The sequence below is a fragment of the Kocuria nitroreducens genome, from assembly GCF_042879195.1.
In the GTDB taxonomy this organism is placed as follows: domain Bacteria; phylum Actinomycetota; class Actinomycetes; order Actinomycetales; family Micrococcaceae; genus Kocuria; species Kocuria nitroreducens.
Genome location: NZ_JBHZTC010000029.1, coordinates 1 through 21,694 on the forward strand (window position 1 = coordinate 1; position 21,694 = coordinate 21,694).

At 67.8% G+C, this 21,694-nt stretch carries 19 protein-coding genes; 12 read left to right on the forward strand and 7 right to left on the reverse strand.

Features of this window, described 5'->3' with window-relative positions:
• Positions 1-249: 249 nt before the first annotated feature.
• Positions 250-540, forward strand: a complete 291-nt coding sequence (locus tag ACFYE1_RS15870) for a CDGSH iron-sulfur domain-containing protein (RefSeq protein ID WP_387744972.1) — start codon at positions 250-252, stop codon at positions 538-540.
• Between the two features lie 33 nt (positions 541-573).
• Here ACFYE1_RS15870 and ACFYE1_RS15875 read toward each other — a convergent pair whose 3' ends face one another.
• The gene (locus tag ACFYE1_RS15875; RefSeq protein WP_387744975.1) at positions 574-2,286 is read right to left on the reverse strand and encodes a choice-of-anchor I family protein; all 1,713 of its coding nucleotides are present in this window, start codon (positions 2,284-2,286) and stop codon (positions 574-576) included.
• 255 nt (positions 2,287-2,541) lie between these two features.
• Between ACFYE1_RS15875 and ACFYE1_RS15880 the strand changes: the two genes are divergently transcribed.
• The gene (locus ACFYE1_RS15880) at positions 2,542-3,012 is read left to right on the forward strand and encodes a GNAT family N-acetyltransferase (RefSeq protein WP_387744978.1); all 471 of its coding nucleotides are present in this window, start codon (positions 2,542-2,544) and stop codon (positions 3,010-3,012) included.
• On the opposite strand, the gene ACFYE1_RS15885 is transcribed toward ACFYE1_RS15880, so the two are convergent.
• Positions 2,975-4,362 (reverse strand): IS3 family transposase gene (locus tag ACFYE1_RS15885; protein WP_387744981.1). Its coding sequence is split into 2 segments (ribosomal slippage): positions 2,975-4,002 and positions 4,002-4,362, totalling 1,389 coding nucleotides; the frame shifts between segments, so codons are not numbered across the junction. The genes ACFYE1_RS15880 and ACFYE1_RS15885 overlap by 38 nt on opposite strands.
• A gap of 449 nt (positions 4,363-4,811) precedes the next feature.
• Here ACFYE1_RS15885 and ACFYE1_RS15890 point away from each other — a divergent pair.
• Together ACFYE1_RS15890 and ACFYE1_RS15895 are read left to right on the forward strand one after the other, a co-directional pair.
• The gene (locus ACFYE1_RS15890; RefSeq protein ID WP_387744984.1) at positions 4,812-5,543 is read left to right on the forward strand and encodes a helix-turn-helix domain-containing protein; all 732 of its coding nucleotides are present in this window, start codon (positions 4,812-4,814) and stop codon (positions 5,541-5,543) included.
• 66 nt (positions 5,544-5,609) lie between these two features.
• Positions 5,610-5,996 carry a VOC family protein gene (locus ACFYE1_RS15895; protein ID WP_387744987.1) on the forward strand — a complete coding sequence of 129 codons (387 nt, stop codon included), beginning with the start codon at positions 5,610-5,612 and terminating at the stop codon, positions 5,994-5,996.
• Positions 5,997-6,097: 101 nt separating this feature from the next.
• Here ACFYE1_RS15895 and ACFYE1_RS15900 read toward each other — a convergent pair whose 3' ends face one another.
• On the reverse strand, positions 6,098-6,577 hold the full coding sequence (locus ACFYE1_RS15900) for a hypothetical protein (RefSeq protein ID WP_387744990.1): 480 nt from the start codon (positions 6,575-6,577) through the stop codon (positions 6,098-6,100).
• 533 nt (positions 6,578-7,110) lie between these two features.
• Here ACFYE1_RS15900 and ACFYE1_RS15905 point away from each other — a divergent pair.
• The gene (locus ACFYE1_RS15905) at positions 7,111-8,553 is read left to right on the forward strand and encodes an integrase core domain-containing protein (protein ID WP_387744992.1); all 1,443 of its coding nucleotides are present in this window, start codon (positions 7,111-7,113) and stop codon (positions 8,551-8,553) included.
• Positions 8,554-8,755: 202 nt separating this feature from the next.
• Positions 8,756-9,532, forward strand: coding sequence for an HAD-IIA family hydrolase (locus ACFYE1_RS15910; protein ID WP_387744995.1), 777 nt, complete (start codon positions 8,756-8,758; stop codon positions 9,530-9,532).
• Positions 9,533-9,892: 360 nt separating this feature from the next.
• Here ACFYE1_RS15910 and ACFYE1_RS15915 read toward each other — a convergent pair whose 3' ends face one another.
• The gene (locus ACFYE1_RS15915; protein WP_387744998.1) at positions 9,893-10,888 is read right to left on the reverse strand and encodes a Gfo/Idh/MocA family oxidoreductase; all 996 of its coding nucleotides are present in this window, start codon (positions 10,886-10,888) and stop codon (positions 9,893-9,895) included.
• A gap of 2 nt (positions 10,889-10,890) precedes the next feature.
• Positions 10,891-11,085, reverse strand: coding sequence for a hypothetical protein (locus ACFYE1_RS15920; RefSeq protein WP_387745000.1), 195 nt, complete (start codon positions 11,083-11,085; stop codon positions 10,891-10,893).
• A gap of 110 nt (positions 11,086-11,195) precedes the next feature.
• Between ACFYE1_RS15920 and ACFYE1_RS15925 the strand changes: the two genes are divergently transcribed.
• Positions 11,196-12,221, forward strand: a complete 1,026-nt coding sequence (locus tag ACFYE1_RS15925; RefSeq protein ID WP_387745003.1) for a LacI family DNA-binding transcriptional regulator — start codon at positions 11,196-11,198, stop codon at positions 12,219-12,221.
• Positions 12,222-12,326: 105 nt separating this feature from the next.
• Here the strand turns inward: ACFYE1_RS15925 and ACFYE1_RS15930 are convergent, their stop codons facing one another.
• Positions 12,327-13,106 carry an SDR family NAD(P)-dependent oxidoreductase gene (locus ACFYE1_RS15930; RefSeq protein ID WP_387745006.1) on the reverse strand — a complete coding sequence of 260 codons (780 nt, stop codon included), beginning with the start codon at positions 13,104-13,106 and terminating at the stop codon, positions 12,327-12,329.
• A 79-nt stretch (positions 13,107-13,185) separates the two neighbouring features.
• Between ACFYE1_RS15930 and ACFYE1_RS15935 the strand changes: the two genes are divergently transcribed.
• The 3 genes from ACFYE1_RS15935 (at position 13,186) to ACFYE1_RS15945 (ending at position 18,047) form a co-directional block, all read left to right on the forward strand.
• Positions 13,186-14,700 (forward strand): PucR family transcriptional regulator, encoded by a 1,515-nt coding sequence (locus ACFYE1_RS15935; RefSeq protein ID WP_387745009.1) that lies wholly within the window; start codon positions 13,186-13,188, stop codon positions 14,698-14,700.
• Positions 14,701-14,981: 281 nt separating this feature from the next.
• Positions 14,982-16,277 carry an NAD(P)/FAD-dependent oxidoreductase gene (locus ACFYE1_RS15940; RefSeq protein ID WP_387745012.1) on the forward strand — a complete coding sequence of 432 codons (1,296 nt, stop codon included), beginning with the start codon at positions 14,982-14,984 and terminating at the stop codon, positions 16,275-16,277.
• A 150-nt stretch (positions 16,278-16,427) separates the two neighbouring features.
• On the forward strand, positions 16,428-18,047 hold the full coding sequence (locus tag ACFYE1_RS15945) for a sodium:solute symporter family protein (protein WP_387745015.1): 1,620 nt from the start codon (positions 16,428-16,430) through the stop codon (positions 18,045-18,047).
• A 262-nt stretch (positions 18,048-18,309) separates the two neighbouring features.
• Here ACFYE1_RS15945 and ACFYE1_RS15950 read toward each other — a convergent pair whose 3' ends face one another.
• Positions 18,310-19,572, reverse strand: coding sequence for a glycerophosphodiester phosphodiesterase family protein (locus ACFYE1_RS15950; RefSeq protein ID WP_387745018.1), 1,263 nt, complete (start codon positions 19,570-19,572; stop codon positions 18,310-18,312).
• A 248-nt stretch (positions 19,573-19,820) separates the two neighbouring features.
• Here ACFYE1_RS15950 and ACFYE1_RS15955 point away from each other — a divergent pair, with 248 nt between their 5' ends.
• Complete coding sequence (locus ACFYE1_RS15955; protein ID WP_387745021.1) at positions 19,821-20,030, forward strand: hypothetical protein; 210 nt, start codon at positions 19,821-19,823, stop codon at positions 20,028-20,030.
• Between the two features lie 508 nt (positions 20,031-20,538).
• The gene (locus ACFYE1_RS15960) at positions 20,539-21,636 is read left to right on the forward strand and encodes an endonuclease/exonuclease/phosphatase family protein (RefSeq protein WP_387745024.1); all 1,098 of its coding nucleotides are present in this window, start codon (positions 20,539-20,541) and stop codon (positions 21,634-21,636) included.
• Positions 21,637-21,694 lie beyond the last annotated feature (58 nt).

Below are 21,694 nucleotides of genomic sequence, written 5' to 3' on the forward strand. Positions count from 1 at the left end.
GCGGTGGCCGCCTCACGTTCGGAACGCCACGCCCCCAGGGCCCGGCGTACACCACGCTAGGGGACGCTACTGATCCCCACCTCCCGGGCGCATGCCCAAGTTTGGTTGGTGCGGATGACCTCACTGTGGCCCTGGCATGGCCACACGGTGCCTACATGATGACGAGAACGCAGTCATGGATGGTCGATGACCGTCTGTGGAAGCTGATCGCCCCGCTGATCCCGTCTCAGCCACCGCCCCGAGGTCCTGGTGGACGACCTCGCTTCGAGGACCGCGCGGCCCGATGACCCGTCTCCGGACGCAGGCCTGGCCGATGAGGCGCCGCAGGACACCGTCCCGGCCGATGCCTCCGGGCCGGGCGAGCCGGTGACGATCACCGTGTGCTCCGAGGGTCCGATGTTCGTGCGCGGTTGCTACGTGCTGCTGGGCGGTGAGGCCCGGTCGATCGACCCGGGCCGGCCCGCCGTGTCGCTGCGGGGCCTCGTCCATAAGGCGTTCTGCGAGGGCTCGCACGAACGAGCCCGGTTTCGGGCCCGCTAAGGCGGGTCGGGAACCGGGCTCGTCGGCGCGGTGTCAGCGGGTGATCTCGTATGCCGTGGTGGTGCCGCTGACCTCATTGCCGACCACGAGCAGGGGGACGCCCTCAGGGGAGTCCTTGGCGCTGATGAAGGCGAGGCCTTCGGGGCCCAGGTCACCGGCCCGGTCCAGCGCGGAGGGGTCCTCCTCGATCTCGTCCTCGACGGAGACCGTGAAATCGCGGTTGTTCACGTAGGTGGTGAACTCAGCGTTCTCGGGGTCCGTGATGTCGTACACCATGACACCGCCGATGCGCTCGAGGCTGATGAACGCGTAAGTGTGGCCGTCGATCTCACCCACCACGACGCCCTCGGGCTCGGGGCCCTTGTCGTCCGAGCGGCCCTCAAAGTTGGTCTCCGTGTGGTTCGAGTTGAAGAACTCGGGATAGCGTTCGGCCGTGATCTCCTCGAACTGCGCACCGGAGTCGAAGACCACGTCACCGTCCGGGGTGAAGATCGAGAACCCGCGCGAGCCGTAGGCGTAGAGGGTCTCATAGCACGAGCCGTCCTCAGCCAGCCCTTGGGCCGTGGTGATGTTCAACCGGCCCAGCTTCTCGTCGTCCTGCAGCTGCTCCACGATCATTGGGGACCCGTCCTCGGCAGTGAGACCCTCGACCACGGACTCGCAGACCGGCGGGAGACCGTCCTGGCCGAGATCTGCGACGCGGATCTCCTCGGAGTAGCCGTCCCAGTCCCGCGAGTCGCCCTCGTTGGCCGTGATGAGGTAGTCGGTGCCGCGGAGCCGGTAGGAGGCGATGGCGTCCGGCTGGCGGAAGCCCTGGACGGGATGGGTCGTGATGTTGATTTCCCCGTCCTTGTCGGACGCGTCCATCGGCACTTCGGTGCGGTCCACGGTGCCGAGCGGGAACACATCCGTGATCTTGCCCGAGTGCACGTTCAGCTCGGCAATTGCGTTCGCTTCCTGCAGGGTGATGTACGCGCGGGAGCCGTTGGCGGAGACCGTGATGTACTCGGGCTCCAGGTTCTCCGAGACGGGGAACTCGGGTGATCCCGTGCCGGCGTCCTCCCGGCCCCCGTGGATCCGCACGCTCTCGGGGAGATTCTCACCCTCGAAGGCGTGGAAGTCCGCGGTGCGCACGTCGTTCTGGGAAGCGGCCTCGAGTCGCTTCGGCAGCTTCAGGATCGAGACGGAGCCCTCCGGGTCCGTCGAGTAGTCGTCCGCGGGTTCGCCCTCGTTGGCGACGATGGCTCGGTCGCCCTTCGGCGTGAGCGCGATCATGTCCGGCTGGGCACCCACGCGCACCGCGCCGAGCGGCTCGGAGCCCTCGGCGTTGCCGTCGAAGAGCACGAGCCAGCCGGCGTCGGTCTTCGGGTCGGACTCGACGGCGACGACGACGAGACCGTCCTCGCGTACGGCCACCGAGTTCGCGACGGCACCCTCGGGCACCGTGGACCCGTCATCCGCGGTGATGCCGGTGGTGGTGAGCTCGAAGAGCTTGGTGGGCTCGGACGGGTCGGCAATGTTCAGGACCTCGATGACGGCCTGGTCGGCGTTGACCACGAACACCCTCTGGGTCGCGGGGTGGTGCGCCACGATCTCCGCTGCGGAGGCGTCGAAGACGCCCGTGGAATAGCTGCCCACGGGGGTGAGATCGAGAGATCCCCCCTGGGCGTGGGCGGCACCGGCAATTCCACCCAGCAGGCAGACGGCGGCGGCGATGGACGTGGTGCGGGTGAGCGGGCGTGTCATGGATCCCCCGGAGATCGACGTCTGACGGTCGGTGGCACGGCCGACGTTACGGACGGGGAACTTCGGAACGGTGAACGGGTGGGGACCCCCTGGTAAACGGGCCCCTCTGGCCCGTACCGACACCGCATCAATGCTGGCTCGGGACCGGTCCGGGGTCTGTTCCTCGGAGAACTCCACAAGCACCCGCTGCTGGAGCCTCTCCCGGACTCCGGCTTCATGCCTGCCCGCGATCGGCCGCTGCTGGAGCAGTTTGTGATGGACGATCTCGCCTACACCCGCACGAGCTTCGGCCCGGAACCCTCGTCCCGTGACGTGGACGCCCTCCTGGGCGCAGGTTCCGGAGGGGCCCGTCCCGGTGTCCAGCAAGTCCTGGCGGCGTTCAGCGCCACGGGGATCTTGATCGGTGTCGTGCAGTCAGTGAACCGGTGGCCCACCCCGGTGTCCTGCTACATCGGGGTGCTCCCCGTCCATCCCACCCACCGTAGGCAAGGCATCGGCACCCGGTTGCTGATCATAACGGAACAGGCCGGTTTGGCCCACGGGTGCCGGCAGCTGCTGCTCTCGGTGATCGCCGGCAACACCGGTGCCCGCGCCTTTTGGCACCGGCAGGGTTTCCACCTGCTCACACCCCATCGAGCCCGCACCGCCGGCCCCCGGAAATTTTCAAGGTGTTTGAGGCCAGCGGGTGTCAGGCGGCTGCGGGTTCTGCGGCCGCTGGTCGGTTGATCCAGGCGTCGGTGGGCAGGGAAAGGATCTTCGGGTCGCGGATGGTGGAGAAGCGCTCGGGGTGAGTAGTACGGGCGGCGGTCAGGGCCGCCGATCGTTGCGCCGCGACGGTTCCGGTGTGGCCGTAGTGGACGTCGGCCGGGGTGTGCAGCCCGATCCCGGTGTGGTGGTGTTCGTGGTTGTACGCCTCGACGAAACCAGCCATGAACGCCCGGGCATCGGCCAGAGAGCCGAAGCGTTCGGGGAACACCGGGGAGTACTTCAAGGTCTTGAACCATGCCTCTGAATAGGGATTATCGTTCGACACGCTGGGCCTCGAGTGGGACCGGGTGACGCCGAGGTCGGCCAGCAGCGCGGCCAGCGGCTTGGAGGTCATCGAGGTGCCCCGGTCGGCGTGCACGACGGCGGGGATGCCATGCACGCCGAAGATCCGCCGCATCATGTCCTCGGCCAGCGGGGCGGACTCCCGGGCGTGGACGTGGGCGCCGACGATGTAGCGGGAGTAGATGTCGATCATCACGTAGGCGTCGTGGTACACACCCCTGGCGGGGCCGGGCAGCTTGGTGATGTCCCAGGTATAGACCTGTCCCGCCCTCTCGGCCACCAGCTCGGGGATCGCCCGAGCGGGGTGGCGTGCCTGGCGCCGGCGCTCTTTCACCTGCGCGGCGGCGGCCAGGATGCGGTACATCGTGGAGATCGAGCACAGGTACACCCCGCGTGCCAGCAGCGTGGCGTAGACCTGGGCCGGGGGCTGGTCGATGAACTCGTCGCTGTGGAGCACGCCCAGCACCCGGGCCCGCTCGGCGGGGCTGAGCCGGTTGGCCGGAACCGGCGCAGGGGTCACCGCCGGGATGGGGCCGCTCCTGCGCCGGGTAGCGGTGGCCCGGGGTATCCCGGTCAGTTCCGCCGCGGCCCGGGTGGTTGTCCCCGCGGCGGTGAGCTCGGTGTAGGCGCCCATCAGCGCTTCCTGGGCTGGGTCTCCTCCGGCGCGCTCTCGGAGATGGACTCCAAGAGCGCGTGTGCTTTTCCCATGATGTCCAGCGCGGTCTCGGTCGTGGCCAGGCGCTGCTGGGAGGCGGCCAGCTGGCGGCGCAGCCGGGCGATCTCGGCCTGCTCCGCACTGGGGCGACCGACCGACTCTCCGGCGGCCTTGCCCTCGAGCACCCCGGCGTCGCGCAGTCGGCGCCACTCGGAGATCAGCGAGGAGTACAGGCCCTCCCGGCGCAGGTACGCCCCGCCCTGCTGCTCTTCGCAGGCCTGCTCGTAGGCGGCCAGGTGCGCCAGCTTCTGTTCCGGGGTGAACGATCGGCGCCGGGACGGGCCGTCTGCACGAGGACGAGGATTGCTCATTGCCCCATCATCGGTGACCGATGACAACGGCGACGAGAGTGTAGTGCTGCTCATGGTGGTCGATCCTGATCTCGCCCTGCGTCAGGCGGATTGGCTGTGAACCGCTGGACTCAACTCACCCTGACACGCAGGGCCCCGGGAACTCGTGCTGATGTATCGACCGCTGTAGCCCCCCCGTCGGGGAGCAATCCAGGTCACAGGTCAACGACTGGAAGCCCTGTTGTCCGCCTGCTCTGTCCCGGTGCGGCACCCATGACCCCATGGGCGCTCAGGTCACCGTTCTCGGGAGGACGGACAAAAGGAAGCCCAGTCCGGTGAAGTCGGCTCCGACCGGCTGGCCGCTACGTGCGGCGTCATCGGCGGGGGTGTGAACCTGCAGAGGAAAGCCGGCGTTACCGTGTGTCAGTACCAGTGGTGCTTCGTGACGACGGGGAGGAGAGCCGATTGAGATGTCCGGACCCCAGCAAGTTCCTCCGGGACCGGCGATCACCCCTGTGGCCGAATCCTCGATGGTGCTGCCGACCTTGTTCGATCCAGGGTGTGAGCACGTTGAGCTGCGTTGGTACGGGCCAGTGGTGCTGTGGCGCCATGAGCAACGTCGTCCGGGGCTGGTGCAGGTGCTGCCCGACCTGTGCCAGGATCTGGTGTGGGGCGCAGGCGGGCCCTCGGTGGTTCCCCGCACCGTTGAGGTGCAGCACCTGTCCTTCGACGCCGGGGCGCACACCGTGGGAGTGCGGCTGCCGGTGGGGGCGACACTGAGGGGACTGCCCCAGGGGTGGTCGGACTCAGTCTGGGGCGACTGCCGCGACGTGGAGGCCGCACATGACGGGCTGCGGAATGCCGTGGAGACCGGGGCCCTCAGGTGGTCGGTCGATGGCCAGGCGCAGCGGTTCCTGCGGTGGGCCGACCAACCGTGTGCGCGGATTCCGCAGATCGCCCACGCCCTGGGGATGTCCGAACGGAGCCTGCGCAGATCCTGCTGGCAGTGGTTCCAGGCGAACCCGGTGCGGGTAGTGCGGATCCTGCGGTGGTGGCGGTTCCTGTCCTTGCTCGTCTCCGGTCCTGCGGCGGAAGCTGCTGCTGTGGCCGGGTACGCCGACCAGGCCCACGCCTGGCGTGAGGTGCGGGCCCTGACCGGTTACCGGGTGGGAGAGCTGGCGCGCTTGCATCTGGCCGAATAGTTCAAGCCCACCACCCGGTGCTGGTGTGATGCTGACGGTGACTGCTACCGGAAGGACATCGTCATCGTGAAGCTGGGATATGTCATCGTCTACGTTCCGCAGGTCGCTGCGGCCCTGGAGTTCTACCGACGAGCCTTCGGTTTCGACCAGGCCTTTCTGCACGAGTCCGGTGACTACGGGCAACTGGACACCGGGGAGACCGCTGTGGCGTTCACCAGCCACGCCCTGGGGGCCAGTGCGGTGCCCGTGCCCTACACGGCACTGGACCCCACTGCGCCGCCGGCGGGCTTCGAGCTCACCCTGACCACCGGCACCGTCGATGAGGACTTCACTCGGGCAGTAGATGCGGGGGCCCAGCCGTTGAGCGAACCCCATGACGAGCCGTGGGGACAACGCGTCTCCTACGTCCGGGACCCCTTCGGAGTGCTCATCGGCATCGCCTCACCGATGTGAACCCCGCCCCGCCGGAGTGGGCCGGCGCGCCGGTCCCCGGCCCCCTCCCGGTGCTCGTCTGCCTCCCGTCCCGCCAGGCAGGCAGTGCAAGCCCCGTGAGGTCAGGTGCTGGTGTGGGCGTCCAGGGCGAGGACCACCTCGTGGTGGCGGTCGGTGGTGACCGGGTGGGGCCCGGCGGGATCGGTGAGGTACTCGCTGTCGAGCTGGCGGGAGATCCTGCTGTGCAGCACCTGCAGCTCCACTAGGGACAGCTCGGCCAAATCGGTGGGAAACAGATCCGAAGGACCCAAACACGTACTGTCCATCGCAGCGGGCCCCGTGCTGGGTGGGGTGTGCGGGGTCATCGAAGGGCGGTAGGGCCCGGAGTAGGACCGCACACAGTAGTCGTCGACGGTGATCATCTTCCGCTCCCAGGTCCAGGTCTCACGGATCCACACCACCCCCAGGTGCGGCACAAGCTCTTCCACCCGGCCGCGGTAGCGCAGCACCCCACGGTCCCAGACCTCCACACGGTCCCCTGGGTGCACCGACTGCAGGTCGTAAATGTCGCCATCTGGGATGTGCGCACTGATTTCTGTCATGGCATGGCCCCCAACCAGCTCACCGCTGAAACGACTCGAGCATGTAAGGAGGACATGAGCCCGACGTATCCGGGACATGGCCGGCCGATGCACGCTGCACGGCACCCCTCCCATGCCCCGGCATCCCTGGACAGCAGTAGAGAGCCCCTAACGGTGACCTCCCGACCGCAAGTAGCTCCGTAGACGTTGCTGTACGGGTTCCCTTGCCTTTTGCTATACATATGGCCCGGGTGGAGGCTGGCAAAGACACTGGCATTTTCGCGTGCTGGAGGTAGTGCTCACGGGGACTGTCGCAAGAACGGTGTAAGAGGCCCAATCATGTGAAGTCTCGGGACATCGTGGACGGTTCTGTCTCACTACATCGTGCACAGTCTGTCTCATGACATCGTGCGCACTTCGGTGTCGAGTTTCCTTCTGGCATGGACTCAAACACGGTGCCCGCGGATGTGCGTTGGGCGATTGCGAACTGGCCTGAGAGTGCTGAGCGGGGGGAGGTGAGCCGTTTCTGCCAGCGGCAGGGCATCAGCCGATCGGTGTTCTACAAGATCCGTCGCCAGGCGCGGGAGCAGGGCCCGGTCGGGGCGACCGAGCCGGGGTCACGACGGCCGCTGAAGAGCCCGCGGCGCGTCGATCCGAAGGTGATCGAACACGCGCTGGGGGTGCGGGCATGGCTCGTTGAGCAGGGCTTGGATGCCGGGCCCCTGTCGGTGCGCGCGAGAATGCAGCGTCAGGGTCTCAACCCGCCGTCGCGAGCCACGCTCGCCAGAGCATTCGCCGCGGCCGGGGTTTCCCCGCCCGAGCCACGTAAGCGGCCCAGGGCGGCTAACCGCCGGTTCGTCTATCCCGCTCCGAACTGCTGCTGGCAGATCGACGCTTTCGCCTGGTCCCTGACTGATGGGACTGCGGTCGCGATCCAACAAGTCATCGACGACCACACGCGCCTGGCGTTGGCGACCCTGGTTGCCGAGGGCGAGACGGCCAAGGCGGCCGTCCAGGTGGTCTCGACCGCGGTTCGCCGCTGGGGCGTGCCGCAACGGCTGCTCTCGGACAATGGACTGGCGTTCAACCCCACACGTCGAGGGTTCACCGGCAAGCTCGTCGACTACTTGATCGATCTTGGCGTCAAGCCCATCACCGGCAAGCCGGACAAGCCGACGACGCAGGGCAAGAACGAGCGGTTCCATCAGACCCTGCAGAAGTGGCTGAACGCACGTCCTGCGGCCGCGACGATCTTCGCCTTGCAGGCCCTGGTCAACGAGTTCGACGCGTACTACAACCATGAGCGCGTCCATCAGGCTCTCGACGGCAGGACGCCGATGGAAGCCTGGCAGGCTATCGACCCCGCGCCGCCGCCGACCCCGGAGCCCCGCATGCCGCAGATGCCGCCCTCGGCACGGCCGACGGCGAACAGTGCCGAAGCCCGACCACAGCCCAAGAGCAGGACACCGCTGGCGCTGCATCCTGGCGTGGGCAGCGTTGACCTGAAGGTCAAGCAGAACGGGCAGGTCAAGGTGCTCAGCTGCATGTTCTACGTGGCCACCAACCGAGTCGGACAGACCGTGCACGTCATCTGGAACGAGACAACCGTCGAAATTCTCGCCGACGACGGTGAGTACATCATCAGCTACCCGCGCCCAGCGACGACCGGCTTCTACTACGGGCCTCGCAGCTCGGCCGGCACTCCCATGAAGGGCGCCGGCCACAACCCCTCGGCTGGGAACACCGGCACCGCAGCGCGGACCGTCTCCAAGGGCGGCTACATCGGCGTTCTCGCCAGCAAGTTCTATGCCGGCTATAAACGCAAGGGCGAGCAGGTCACCGTCATCTGGGACGCCGTCACCGTCACGATCAGCGACGCGGACGGCGTGACCATCGCGCAGTACGCCAAGCCCGACCACCGCCGAGGCTGGCACGGACCCCACCAGCCAACACCGTCCACGAAGTCCTCAGACACGGGTTTGTACACGATGTCTTGAGACACACCTGTGCACGATCTCCCGAGACATCACACGATTGGGCCTCTTACACCGTTACTGCGATAGTCCCGGGCGGTACTGCCGCAGGGGTTGCTCTTGCGGGACGCGCAAGCCCCAGCGCCTGGCAATGGGACGTGGGGAGGAGATGCGGTACTGGCAGTAGCATCGTTGGCAGTTGATGGCGATTCTCAGGAGGTTTTTGATGGAACGTTCCCGCCCGGAGTGCTGGTTGACGGACATGGACGGTGTGCTCGTCCGTGAGGGTGAGGCCCTTCCGGGTGCTGCGGACTTCTTACAGCGCCTCGTCGACCAGGAGCGGCGTTTCCTGGTGCTCACCAACAACTCGATCTACACCCCCCGTGATCTCGCGGCCCGACTGGCGAAGAGCGGCCTGACCGTCCCCGAGGAGTCGATCTGGACCTCAGCACTGGCCACCGCGAGGTTCCTCGCCGACCAGGTCCCTCGTGGATCGGCGTACGTGGTCGGTGAGGCCGGTCTGACCACCGCGTTGTACGAAGTGGGCTACACCCTCACTGATGTCAGCCCCGACTACGTGGTCCTGGGTGAGACCCGGACGTACTCGTTCGAGGCCATCACCAAGGCGATCCGGCTGATCGAGTCCGGGTCACGTTTCATCGCGACCAACCCTGATCCCACCGGGCCCTCAGCCGAGGGTCCGCTGCCGGCGACCGGGGCGGTCGCGGCCCTGATCACGCGAGCCACGGGGGCCCGCCCGTACTTCGTGGGCAAGCCCAATCCGATGATGTTCCGCAGCGCGATGAACCGCATCGAGGCCCACTCCGAGTCCACGGTGATGATCGGGGACCGGATGGACACCGACGTCGTCGCGGGCATCGAAGCCGGGCTCGAGACGATCCTGGTGCTGAGCGGGTCCACACAGGTCTCGGACATCAGCGAGTACCCGTTCCGCCCCGGGCGGGTCCTGGACTCGATCGCCGACATCGTCGATCTCGTCTGATACAGGGTCTGCTGCGCCGTCCGGGGACATCCGATCGGGCTGTCCCGTATGACGGTCACCGCCATGGTCCGGAGGCGTGGCTGTGCAGTCGCTGGCCGACCTGTGGACGGGGGCCCGGGGCGGATTGTTCCTCTGCCTTGCGTGTGGCGAGCTACCGGCCCCAGCGGTTCGAGCGATCCGCACGGTGCGACCGCGCCGGCGCAGGGAGCGGTGGACCCGGGCGGGATTTCTGTCGCATGATCGCCGCTGTGGCAGCGCGGCAGGCGTCGTTCGACGATGGTGCGGAGAAGGCGTACTCGGCTCCCGTGTCTCCGGGTCGACAGCCCGGTGCGTCCGACCCGGAGGCGTCGTCCACGAGGTTCAGTAGTCGATGGTCTCGGTGCGCCTGGTGTGCAGGGAGCGGGTGGCAGCCTCGGCGATGGCCTGCGCCTTCAGCCCGTCCTCGAGGGACGGTGCGGGGGCGGTGCCGTTCCCCAGTGCGGTGATGAAGTGGTCCAGGGCAGCCGCGTAGGTGGGCCGCACACGTTCGAACCAGCCGGCGTGCAGGCCATCCTCGACGACACGCCCGGCGGAGTAGCGAGAGACGTTGCCGGTGCGGTGGCGGCGAGCTTCGATCATGCCGGTGGAGCCGAGGACCTCGATGCGTTCGTCGTAGCCGTATCCGGTGCGGCGGACGCTGTCGATCTGCACCAGGGCGCCGGTGGGCAGGCGCAGCGTGACGGCAGAGGTGTCGACGTCGTCGTGCTCGGCCAGCCGGGGATCGGCCAGGGCGGAGCCGGTGGCGAACACCTCGACGGGGTCCAGGCCGCTGATCCAGCGGGCCAGGTCGAAGAAGTGCACGGTCTGGTCGCGCATCTGCCCGCCGGAGGTCGCGATGTAGGACAGCGGGGGCAGGGACGGCCCCCGGGTCGAGAGCTGGATCAGTTCGACGTCACCGATCTCCTCGTCGACGACGATGCGCCGTAGCTCGGCGTAGTCGCGGTCGAAGCGGCGGTTGAAATCGACCATCACCGGGATGCCGTGGCCGGCCGCGTGGGCCGAGGCCTCCCGGGCGTGGGTCAGGTCCAGGTCGATGGGTTTCTCGCACAGCACGGCGATCCCCGCCTCGGCGGCCCGGACCAGGTGCTGGGCGTGGGTGTCGGTGGAGGAGGCGATGAACACCGCGTCGATGCCGTGGGGGTCGAAGGCCTCGTCCAGGTCCGTGGTGGCCCGGGCCCCGTGAGCGGCGGCGAGGGAATGGGCTCGGGCGTGGTTGATGTCATAGACGAGTGAGAACGTCACGTCGGGGTGGACCGCGAGGTTGGCGGCGTGGACAGAGCCGATGAAACCGGCTCCGAGCAGGGCGAAACGGGGCACGGTCAGACCTCGGCCTTCTCGAGAGCGGACGCCGGGACCGCCCAAGCGGCGCCGGCACGGTGGGAGGCGGCGACGGCCTCGACGACCTGCACGCCGATGAGCCCGTCGATGCCGGTGGGGATGGACAGGTCCCGGTCCGGGGCGGGGGTGGCGCCGACCATGCGGCCGGTGCGCCTGCGGTCCAAGGGTGCGCTCACGACAGGTCCCCCCTGTTGGAAAAAAATTGGACCGGTCCAGAATGAGAGCGGGCCAGGCCACATGTCAACCTTTCTAGTCTGGACCGGTAGCGGAAGAAGGAGAGCTCACCGTGGTCGAACGGACGACCCCTGCGGGTGCGCCAGAGCGCCGGTCCACCATCCGGGACGTGGCCGAGCGGGCCGGGGTGTCCAAGTCGCTGGTCTCCTTGGTGCTCCAGGGCTCCGGCAACGTCAGCGCCGGCCGCCGACAGTCCGTGCTGCAGGCCATGGAGGAGCTGGGCTACCGGCCCAACCGCATCGCCCGCAGCCTCTCCGCCCCGCGCACGAGCACGGTCGGGGTGCTGCTCAACGACCTGCGCAACCCCTGGTTCGTCGAACTCCTCGAGGGACTGACCGCCACCGTGCATGCCGCCGGAGTCTCCCCGGTGCTGGCCGCCTCCTCCACGAACCTCCGCATCGGCCGCCGCTCCGTCGATGCCCTGCTGGAGCAGCGCATCGACGGGCTTGTCGTCGTGGGCACCACCACCGAGGCGGCCGGCGTCAAGGCCGCCGCGGCCGGCCTGCCGGTCGTGCTGGCCGGCACCCGTGAGCCCCACCTGCCCCGCGTCGACATCGTCGTCAACGACGACGAGGCCGGGGCCCGCCAGACCACCGAGCACCTCCTGCGCCTGGGTCACCGCCGGATCGCCCACCTCCAGGGGCCCGGGGAGATCGCCGAACTGCGCCGGGCCGGCTACGAACATGCCATGCGCACCGCCGACCTCGAGCCCTGCGTGGTGGTCGGCGGGATGAGTGAGGAAAGCGGCTACGCCGCCGCCCACCGGCTGATCACCGCTGCAGACCGGCCCACCGCGATCTTCGCCTTCAACGACATCGCGGCCATCGGGGTGCTGTCCGCCGCCGCCGACCAGGGGCTCGCCGTCCCCGGGGATCTCTCCGTGGTCGGCTACGACAACACGTACCTGGCCCGCGTCCGCCACCTGTCGCTGACCTCGGTGGACACCGGCAACCTGGCGGTCGGAGTGCAGTCCGGCACCTACTTCCTCGAACGCCTCGCCCAGCCGGAGCTGCCCGCCCGCCTGCACCTGGTCCCCACCGAACTGCAGGTGCGCGGTTCCACAGCCCACCCCCGGTGACGCACCGGCACCCGACAGGTCGCCGTGGCCACCGCACCCCGGAGGCCGGGGAACCGTCGACCGCGACCGGGCCTGATGCCGGGGGCGCGAGGACACCGGCACGCATCACACGGGACGGGGCTGACCGGTGGACGCTGTCGTCCCCCCATCGACGGGGATGACAGCCCCGGTGATGTAGCCTGCGTCGGGCCCGGCGACGAACAGTACCGCACGAGCGACGTCCTCGGGTGTGGCCGCCCGCCCCAGGGCGACCCTGTCGGCCAGAGCGGCGGCGAAGCCGGGATCGTCCAACCGGTCCCGGGTCAGACGGGTCGCGGTGAAGGCCGGGGCGATCACATTGGCGCGCACTCCATGGGGACCGGCATCCAGCGCCAGGCTCTGCACCATGGCGTTCACCGCGCCCTTGGTGGCGTTGTAGGCGAACTGACCCCAGTCCCCGCGCATGCCCGACACCGAGGAGATCGCCACGATGTTGCCCCGGGAGCGTTGCAGCCACGGCATGGCGGCGCGGGCCACAAAGAGCAGCGCGTCCACGTTGATGCCGTGCATGCGTTGCCACGCCGCGTCGTCGTAGTCGTCGATCTCTCCGCCCTCGAACACACCGGCGTTGTTGACCACCACGTCCAGCCGGCCGAAGCGGTCCACGACGGCCGAGATCATGTCGTCCACCTCGGTGCGGTCGGAGACGTCGGCGGTGCGCATCAGCACTCGCTCCTCCGGGAACCCCTGGACCGTCTCCTGCAACGGAGGCTCGTGGCGGCCGACCACGCATATGCTGGCCCCGTTCTCGAGGAAGGCACGGGCGATGGCCTGGCCGATGCCCGATCCGGCGCCGGTCACCACCACCACGGTGCCGTCATAGGGAAAACTCGCCCAAGTGATCATGCCCCTACGCTACCCATCCGCACCGAATCGGTGACTTGGCCGACGGGAACCGCACCGGAGGCCGGCATACCATCCAACGATGACGTCTCAGCGAGTTTCCGTCGAGGACCTGGTCAGTCATCCGCAACTCTCCATGACGTATCTCGCGGGCCGCTCCGGTGGGCACAGGGCTGTGCTGTGGGCTCAGTCGTGCGAGCAGGAGCGCCCGTGGGAGTGGATCGGAACGGGTGACCTGCTTCTTTCGGCCGGTTCCAGTTTTCCCCGCTCGGCACAGCAGCAGGTCGACTACATCGATGCGCTGGCTCGTGCCGGCGTGTCAGGAATTGTCTTGGGTGAGGGGATGAGCGCCCCGCTCATGGCCGAGGCCGCAGATTTCGCCGATGACCTCGAGTTCCCGGTGGTCCAGGCCGGGTACTCGGTGCCGTGGGTGTTCATCTCACGCACCGTGGCTGATCTGAACCGCCATGAGTCCGGCCGTCAGCTGCGCCAGATCGTGCGGATGTACGACCTGTTGCGAGGCACCCTGGGCGGAGATGTCAGTCTGGAAGACCTGGTCGAACGACTGGAGCGGGAGACTCGGTCACGCCTGATCTCCGTGCGGAGACAGTCGGGGCAACCGGTGCTCCGCGACATCGAGGAAGCACAGCATGAGGTCCTGGCAGCGGTGCTGGCGACCATCGGACCCTCCGGGCGCATGCCTGCTTACGTGCGGTTGAGCCTCGCGGGGATGAAGGCCACTGTCCTTCCGCTGTCGGAGGGATCATCCATCATCCTCGTTGTCGTCCCACTCACGGACGACATCACACCGAACTTCTTCGTGCTCGAGCATGCAGCGACGATCCTCGCCGTTCACGTCCAGCGCCAAGCGTCGGAGGCGATGCGAGCACGCGAATCAGGTCAACGGATCGCGGCCCACCTCCTGCAGGGATCATCCGATGGTGATGTTCTCGCGACGGCGTTCAAGGCCGCCGGGTTGGAGACTCCACCGTGGAGGTTGACCGTGTGGCACCACCCAGCACCTGTGGACGTCGTGGATCTTCAGTGGCGTCTGAGTCTGCGGCAGATCCCTCACCTGGTCGGCGAGTCAGGGGCGATGACCCTCCTCATCACTGCGGATGCGCACCTGGACGACGGGATCTTCGGGCTTGCCGATGGACCAGGGTTTCACGCGGGGGTGAGCGAGGCTTTTTCGAGCCACCGGGACGCCGGAGACGCGCTGCGGGAGAGTCAATGGGGGCTGGAGGCCGCGGAGTCCGCGGGCACAGGCGTCGTGGTCTACCGTCGTGCGCACTCACCGCTGCTGCCTCGAACTGTGGCGGAGGGACACCAACTGGTGCAGCAGACCCTCGGCTCGCTGCTCGACTACGACCGGACCCACGGAACGAGCCTCATCGGCACCCTGATGACCTTCTTCGACCACAACTGCGCGTCCAAGCAAGCAGCCGAAGAACTCAACATTCATCGGCAGACCCTCGCCTATCGACTCAAGCGCCTCGAGAGCATCTCGGGCAAGTCGCTGGATGATCTGTCGGACCAGACAGAGCTGTTCCTCGCGGTCAAGGCTCTGCGGCTGCTGGGTCACCCGGATCTCTGACCGCACCTGTCCCGGCGTACACATCACCGGCTCGAGTTGAGCTTCTGCACAATGGTGCCCGGTGTCTGCCGGCGCCATCCTGTAGTGACGCACCCGGTGGCATTCCTGCAGTGACGCCCCTGGGGACATTTTGCCCTTCAGGACGAGGAGGTCCTCCTTTGCCAACACGCAGTACGCATCAACAGCACACCAGCTGGCCCAGGGTCAACGGCAACGTTTCCTTCTGGATGGATCAGATGGCTCCCATCCAGCGCCGGCAGCCACTGGCCGGGGACGTCGACGTGGACGTCGCCATCGCCGGCGCCGGATTCTCCGGTCTCTGGACCGCCTACTACCTGCTGCAGGCCAGGCCCGATCTCGTGGTAGCCGTGGTCGAGAAGGAATTCGCGGGCTACGGCGCTTCGGGACGCAACGGTGGCTGGCTCAGTGCCGAGCCGCCGGGGAACATGGGCCGCTACGCCGCACGTCGTGGGGTCGACGCCACCCTGCAGCTGCAGCAGGAGATGTTCAGGACGGTCGACGAGGTCATCTCCGTGGCGCAGTCGCGCGGGATCGACGCCTCGATCCGCAAGGACGGCCTTCTGTACTTCGCGACGAACGACGCACAGATGAACAGGCTGAAGGAGCGGGTGGCCAGCTCGACGACATGGGGCTGGACCGAGGACGACATCACCCTGCTCGACGCCCCCCAGCTGCGCGACCGTGTCAACGTGCCCTCCGGCATCGGGGGCCTGTACACCCACCACGCCGCGCGCATCGATCCCGCCCGCTTCGTGCGGGGGCTGGCCGAAGCGGTAGAAGCCCTCGGCGGGACCGTTTACGAGGACACCACGGTCACAGCCTTCGCACCGCACGCGCTGGTCACCGACCGCGGTCGGATCCGGGCCAAGAACGTCATCGTGACCCTTGAGGGCTACCTGTCCCGGATGCCAGGCTACGGGCGACGCATGCTGCCCATGAACAGCAGCATGATCATCACCGAACCTCTGACGGACGAGGCCTGGGAAACTCTCGGCTGGCGAGGCGCCGAGACTCTGGGGGACGCCGCCCACAGCTTCACCTACATGCACCGCACCGACGATCGGCGGATCGCACTGGGTGGACGTGGAGTGCCCTACAACTTCCGGTCTTCCTTCGACTGGGACGGGCGGACGAACGAACGAGCCGTCGCCCAGTTGATCGAGCGCCTGCATTCCATCTTCCCGGCGACTGCCACCACGCCGGTCGCCCACACCTGGACCGGTGTTCTCGGTGTGCCACGGGACTGGTCCGGCTCCGTCTCGTTCGACCGGGCGACAGGGATCGGCATGGCCGGTGGATACGTCGGGCACGGTGTGTCTGCCACGAACTTGGCGGGCCGGACCCTTGCCGACTTCGTTCTCGGTCAGGACACCCAGCTCACGCGCCTGGGATGGATCGACCGCACCCCTCGCAAGTGGGAACCCGAGCCCATCCGCTGGCTGGGAGCATCCACTCTCTACCGGGTCTACGGGGCCGCAGACGGACTGGAAGCACGGTCCTCCTCGGGAAACACCTCTCTGCTGGCCAAGGCCGCCACCGCAGTCGCCGGCCGATGAACGACAACACGAGTGCGCGAACGACGCCGAAAGCGAGCGATCTGCCATGCTGAACACCCTGTTCCCGGTCCTTTACACCGGCCTCATCCCACTGGCGATCATTGCCTGGAGCTGGCGGATGCTCAACCGCGACGCGGAGGTCGATGACCGGTGAACACCTACACCGTCGCCATCTTCGCGGCCTTCATCATCTTCATCGCTGTCGGGGTCTTCATGAGCCGGAGCGTGCGGAACAAGGCCGACTACTTCGTCTCCGGCCGCAGCGCGGGCGTACTCCTGATAGTCGGCACTCTCGTAGCTTCCTACCTCTCGACCGTCGCCATGATGGGTGAAGCAGGATTCTCCTACGAGGGGTTCCCCTGGCTCATCCTGCTCATCGCCCCCCTGGCGCAGGGCGGCTACTTGCTGGGCGTGTTCCTCTTCGGCAGATATCTGAGACGGGCGGCAACGCTGACAGTGCCGGAGTTCTTCGGCCGCCGCTACGACTCCCGCCGCATCCAAGGTGTGGCCGGCCTCATGGTGCTCGTCGGGATCGGCCTGTACCTGGTGGCGGTGACCCGCGGGATCACCCTGGTCCTGGCCGGGGTCACCGGACTTGACGAGACCGTCCTGCTCCTCATCGTCTGGGTCGCCTTCACTCTGTTCACCATCGTCTCGGGGTCCAAGGGCGTGATCGTCACCGACACCATCATGTTCTTCCTGTTCATGATCGCCGGAGCAGGGGGCCTGCTCCTGATCATCGGAGCAGCCGGGGGGTTCACCGACGTCGTGACCACCATGGCATCGGACGAGCAGTGGCGGAACGGGCTCCTCTGGCACGGTGCCGTCGGTCCGGACGCGGCCGTCTCCTCGCCGTGGGAAGCATTCCTGTACTTCTTCCTCTACGGCATCGTCTGGATGTTCGTCGTCGCCGTCAGCCCCTGGCAGTCGAGCCGCTACATGATGGCCAGGACCGGCCACGTCGCGATCCGTTCCGGCACCGTGGCCATGGTCGTCATCATCGCCTTCTACGTTCTGCTGGTCTTCGGCTCCTACGCGGTCAACCTGATCAACCCCGCCATCGAACCGACGGAGACCGTCTTCATCTGGGCAGCACAGAACGTCCTGCCGTCATGGCTCGGCGTGCTTGCCGTGGCCGGAGTCATGGCCGCCGGCCTGTCCTCGGCCTCGACGTTCTTGTCGCTGGTCGGATTCAGCGCCGTCCAGGACGTCGTCCCCTGGGTCTCCAAGCGCACGGCCACGGACGAGCAGGATGTCCGGGGCCTGAAGGAATCACGTCTGGCGATGCTGGCCATAGGGTTCGTGGTCCTCGTCATCACCTACATCGCGTCTCCTACGGTGCTGTCCATCGGCTACATGGCCGCCAGCTTCTTCGCTGCGGCCTGGGGCATCGTGGCCATCGCCAGCACACAGAGCCGGCGGATGACAGAACGAGGTGCGTTCTACGGCATGATCCTCGGTGGTGGCACGGTCTTGATCCTGGAAGGACTGGCGACTTTCGGGGGCATCGACCTGCCGACGGCGCTGAATCCGGTCCTGGTGTCCATGGTCGCCAGCGTCATCGGCATTCTGCTGGGCAACGCCACCTCCGCGCCCAGTGCCAAGGGCCTGGCCTTCCTCGACTCGGTGAGCAGCCCGTCACCGGAGGACAGGGACCCGGCAGAGATCCGGCGGACGAAGGCATATCTCGCGGTGAGTGCGGTCGCGATGATCGCGATCATGGGGGGTCTCACCTGGCTGTACGTGATCCCCATGGAATCAGTCGTCTAGCAGAGTCGTGGACCTGGTGGCCTGGCCCGTCCCACTTTTCTAGGAACTGGATGATCGAACCGTGAACGGGCATGTTGTCCGGACATCTACGCGCCAGGAGCCGTGTTCGGGACTGGGACGGACGATGGGTGTGGCTATGGAGGCTGGGAGCACCTCCTGGGTGGCACTGCCGAGCCTCTGTTGGTCCGGTTCCGGGACACGCACCCTTAGGGTCGTCTCCCCCGGGGGTGCGTGTCTCGAGAGCGGGTGGGAAGATTCTGGCTCAGTTCGCGAAGACGTCCTGCAACTTGTCCTTGTCGGTCCACAAGGCGACGGAGTCGCCGCCGTTGTTGAGCACGGAACCGGTGCCGCCGTTGTAATACGCGTCCTCGGTGTTCGTTCCGGGTCCGGTGTAGATGCGCAGTCGCGCGCCTGGGGCCAGCGTGTACCCTCCGCCCACCCTCAGGACGTTGTTGGCGGCGTCGCGCAGGAGCCAGCCGCTGACGTCCACGGTGTGGGTGCCGGTGTTGGTGAGCACCACGTGCTCACCGGTCTCGGGCTGCAGGTCGTTGCCCGGGACGTCGTTGACGGAGTCGGTGATCTCCACGCCGTGGTCGGCAGGATAGGGGTCCTGTCCGTCGAGGTAGCGGTCGGTCTGGATCGGGAAGTCCCCGGTGACCATGTCCACGCCGAGGTCGATGACGTCCTGGACGGCCTCGGGGGAGTTCACGGTATAGACCCCCAGGTCCAGGCCGGCGGCGTCGACGCGCGCGACGCCCTCGGCGTCCAGGGTCCGGTAGTTGGTGCCCACGGAGTCCACGATACCGGCCCACCGCTCCAGCGTCGCGCTGTCGGGCACGGTGCCGGTCAGTTGCTGCAGGGGCACCTCGGGGGCGAGTGCGGCGAAGGCCCGGTTGGAGGTCTCGTCGAAGCCGATGACGGTGACCTTGCCGGCTGCCAGCAGCTTCGCCCAGTCCTTGTCCTGGGCGAGGGATCCGGCGACGACCTGCTCGATGCCGGGGGAGTTCGTGGGGGACTTGATCTCGATGTAGACGCCGGTGTTGACGGTGGCGACCTTCGCGGCGTCGTCGAAGTGCGGGATCCTCTCGCCGGCATACTTCTCGTCGAAGTAGGAGCCTGCGTCGAGCTGCTGGAGCTCTGCCCAGGTGAAGGAGGTGATCGGGTCGTTCTCACGGCCCGGGAAGACGTCAGCGACGTTCGTGGTGCGTGCCGGGGTGTTGTCGTGGAAGAGGAACGGCACCCCGTCGGCGCTGAGTTGGACATCGATCTCGAGGTAGTCGGCCCCGGCGGCACGGGCATCCTTGAACGCGGCCACGGTGTTCTCCGGCGCGGTGCCGGCAGCACCCCGGTGGCCGATCAGCAGGGGGCGGTCCTCCGCGGCGATCGAGGCGGCCGGGGGCGCAATGACGGTGGAAACGGTGGGGGCGGCCACGGCAGGGGCCGGCACTCCGGTCAGGGTGACGGCCGACAGGGCGCCGGCAGCAGCGACGTGGAACGGGCGGAACGCGGAGCGGGGGATGCTCATGGGGGTGACTCTCCGATCGACAGTGGTGGCACGGCCAGTCAACGGAGTCGAGAAGACACCAGGATCAACCCGAGGTGAAGCGCAGACGAGGTCCAGGCAACGTCGATCTGACGGGTGAGCCGAGGCCGCGGTGGCCACCGACTCCAGCGCCGCCCTCACTGACGTCTCACCCGGTGCCCATGCTCCTGACGGACGCCGTCAGCCTCGCAACCCCGACAACCCCAACGGTGAAGGACTCGGCTGCGTGGTTGAGCATTCGGCGCGTGGTCACGCATCCGAGGGGCGCCACCTCCGTGGAGGCCGACGTGCGGCAGGTCGAGGACCGGGTGCGGATCCGGACCACCCATGACATCCTCGGGCCGGCGCGGGAGATCGTGTGGAACGAGCTGCAGGAGGCCGGGGTCGACCACATCAACACCGATGACCTTCCCGGCCTCCAGGAGCACCTCACCTGCTGAGCGCACCGAGCGTGAGGTCCTCGATCCTGTTCGGCCGTCGAGCCCAACCGTCTGGTCGGGTGCGCGGCGATACCGCACATGGTGGCACCGGGTGTTCATCTGCCGTTGACCGGCCGGTCACGGCGGCTCTCTACGGTGTCGGAGGCCAGCAGGAACCCCCCAGTCCCGCTTGACCAGCACGGAAGCACCCCCGGGCAGCCGTGTCGAATGCCCCAGCCGCTCCGCCACGGCTCGGCTGGGGCATTCGGGCGCCCCAGCAGTGTCACCAGCGCCACCGCCGTTCGTCCCCTGCCGTGCGGGCACCCGTTCAGGAAGTGTGCGCCGATCCCGGCTACGGTCGGTGTCACGAACTGGACGGAGGAGGAGCGTCGTGGGTTTCAACAGGTCGACGGTGATGGTCGGTGTTGCTGCGGTGCTGCTGGTGGGCGCAGCGACGCCGGCCGTAGCGGGGCAGGACCATGTCCGGGAGCAAGAACGCACCATGCGGACTCGGGAGGCGGTGAGGTTCATGACCTACAACGCCTCCCTCAACCGCGGGACCCAGGGGCAGCTTCAGGTCGACCTTCTGACCCCGGGCAACGCCCAGGCGCAGGCGGTCGCGGAGGTGATCCAGCGCAATGACCCGGACGTGCTGCTCGTCAACGAGTTCGACCACGACGACAAGGGCCGGTCCGCCCAGCTGTTCCGCGACAACTACCTCGCCGTCGGCCAGAACGGCCAAGAGCCCGTGGACTACCCCTACGTCCATGTCGCGCCCGTGAACACCGGGATGCCCTCAGGGCTGGACCTGAACCAGGACGGGGCGATCGGTGGCGGTGATGACGCGTGGGGCTTCGGGGACTTCCCGGGTCAGTACGGGTTGGTCGTCTACTCCAAGCACCCCATCGACACCGCCGCTGTCCGCACCTTCCAGAACTTCCGCTGGGCGGACATGCCCGGCAACCTGCTGCCCACGGGCTTCTACCCGCCCGAGCAGGCGCAGGTGCTGCGGCTGTCCAGCAAGTCCCACTGGGACGTGCCCGTGCGGATCGGCCACCAGACCGTGCACGTGCTCACCTCCCATCCCACCCCGCCCAGCTTCGACGGCCCCGAGGACCGCAACGGTCGGCGCAATCACGACGAGATCCGCTTCTGGGCCGACTACGTGAGCACCCCCGCGGTGTCGTCCTACATCTACGACGACACTGGGGCGCGCGGCGGGCTGAAGCCCGGGGCACGGTTCGTCGTCATGGGCGACCAGAACTCCGACCCGCACGACGGTGACTCGTGGCCCGGGGCGATCCAGCAGCTGCTGGAGCACCCGCGGGTACAGGACCCGCTGCCGGCTTCCGCGGGCGGTCCCGAGGCCGCGGCCCGCCAGGGCGAGGCGAACCTGACACACGTCTCCGATCCCGCTTACGACACCGCCGACTTCAGCGACCACCCCGCCCCGGGCAACCTGCGGGTCGACTACGTGCTCCCCTCGAAGAACCTGCGGGTTGTGGGCGCCGGCGTGTGGTGGCCCGCCCCCGGTGAGCCCGGGGCGGAGCTCACCGGCGAGTACCCGTTCCCGGCCTCCGACCACCGCCCCGTCCACGTCGACATCAGCGTGGCAGGACGTCGCTGACCCTGGCCCAGGAAGGCCAGGTGCCCGGTACGCAGCGAGGTGCCCTGTCCCTCCCGGT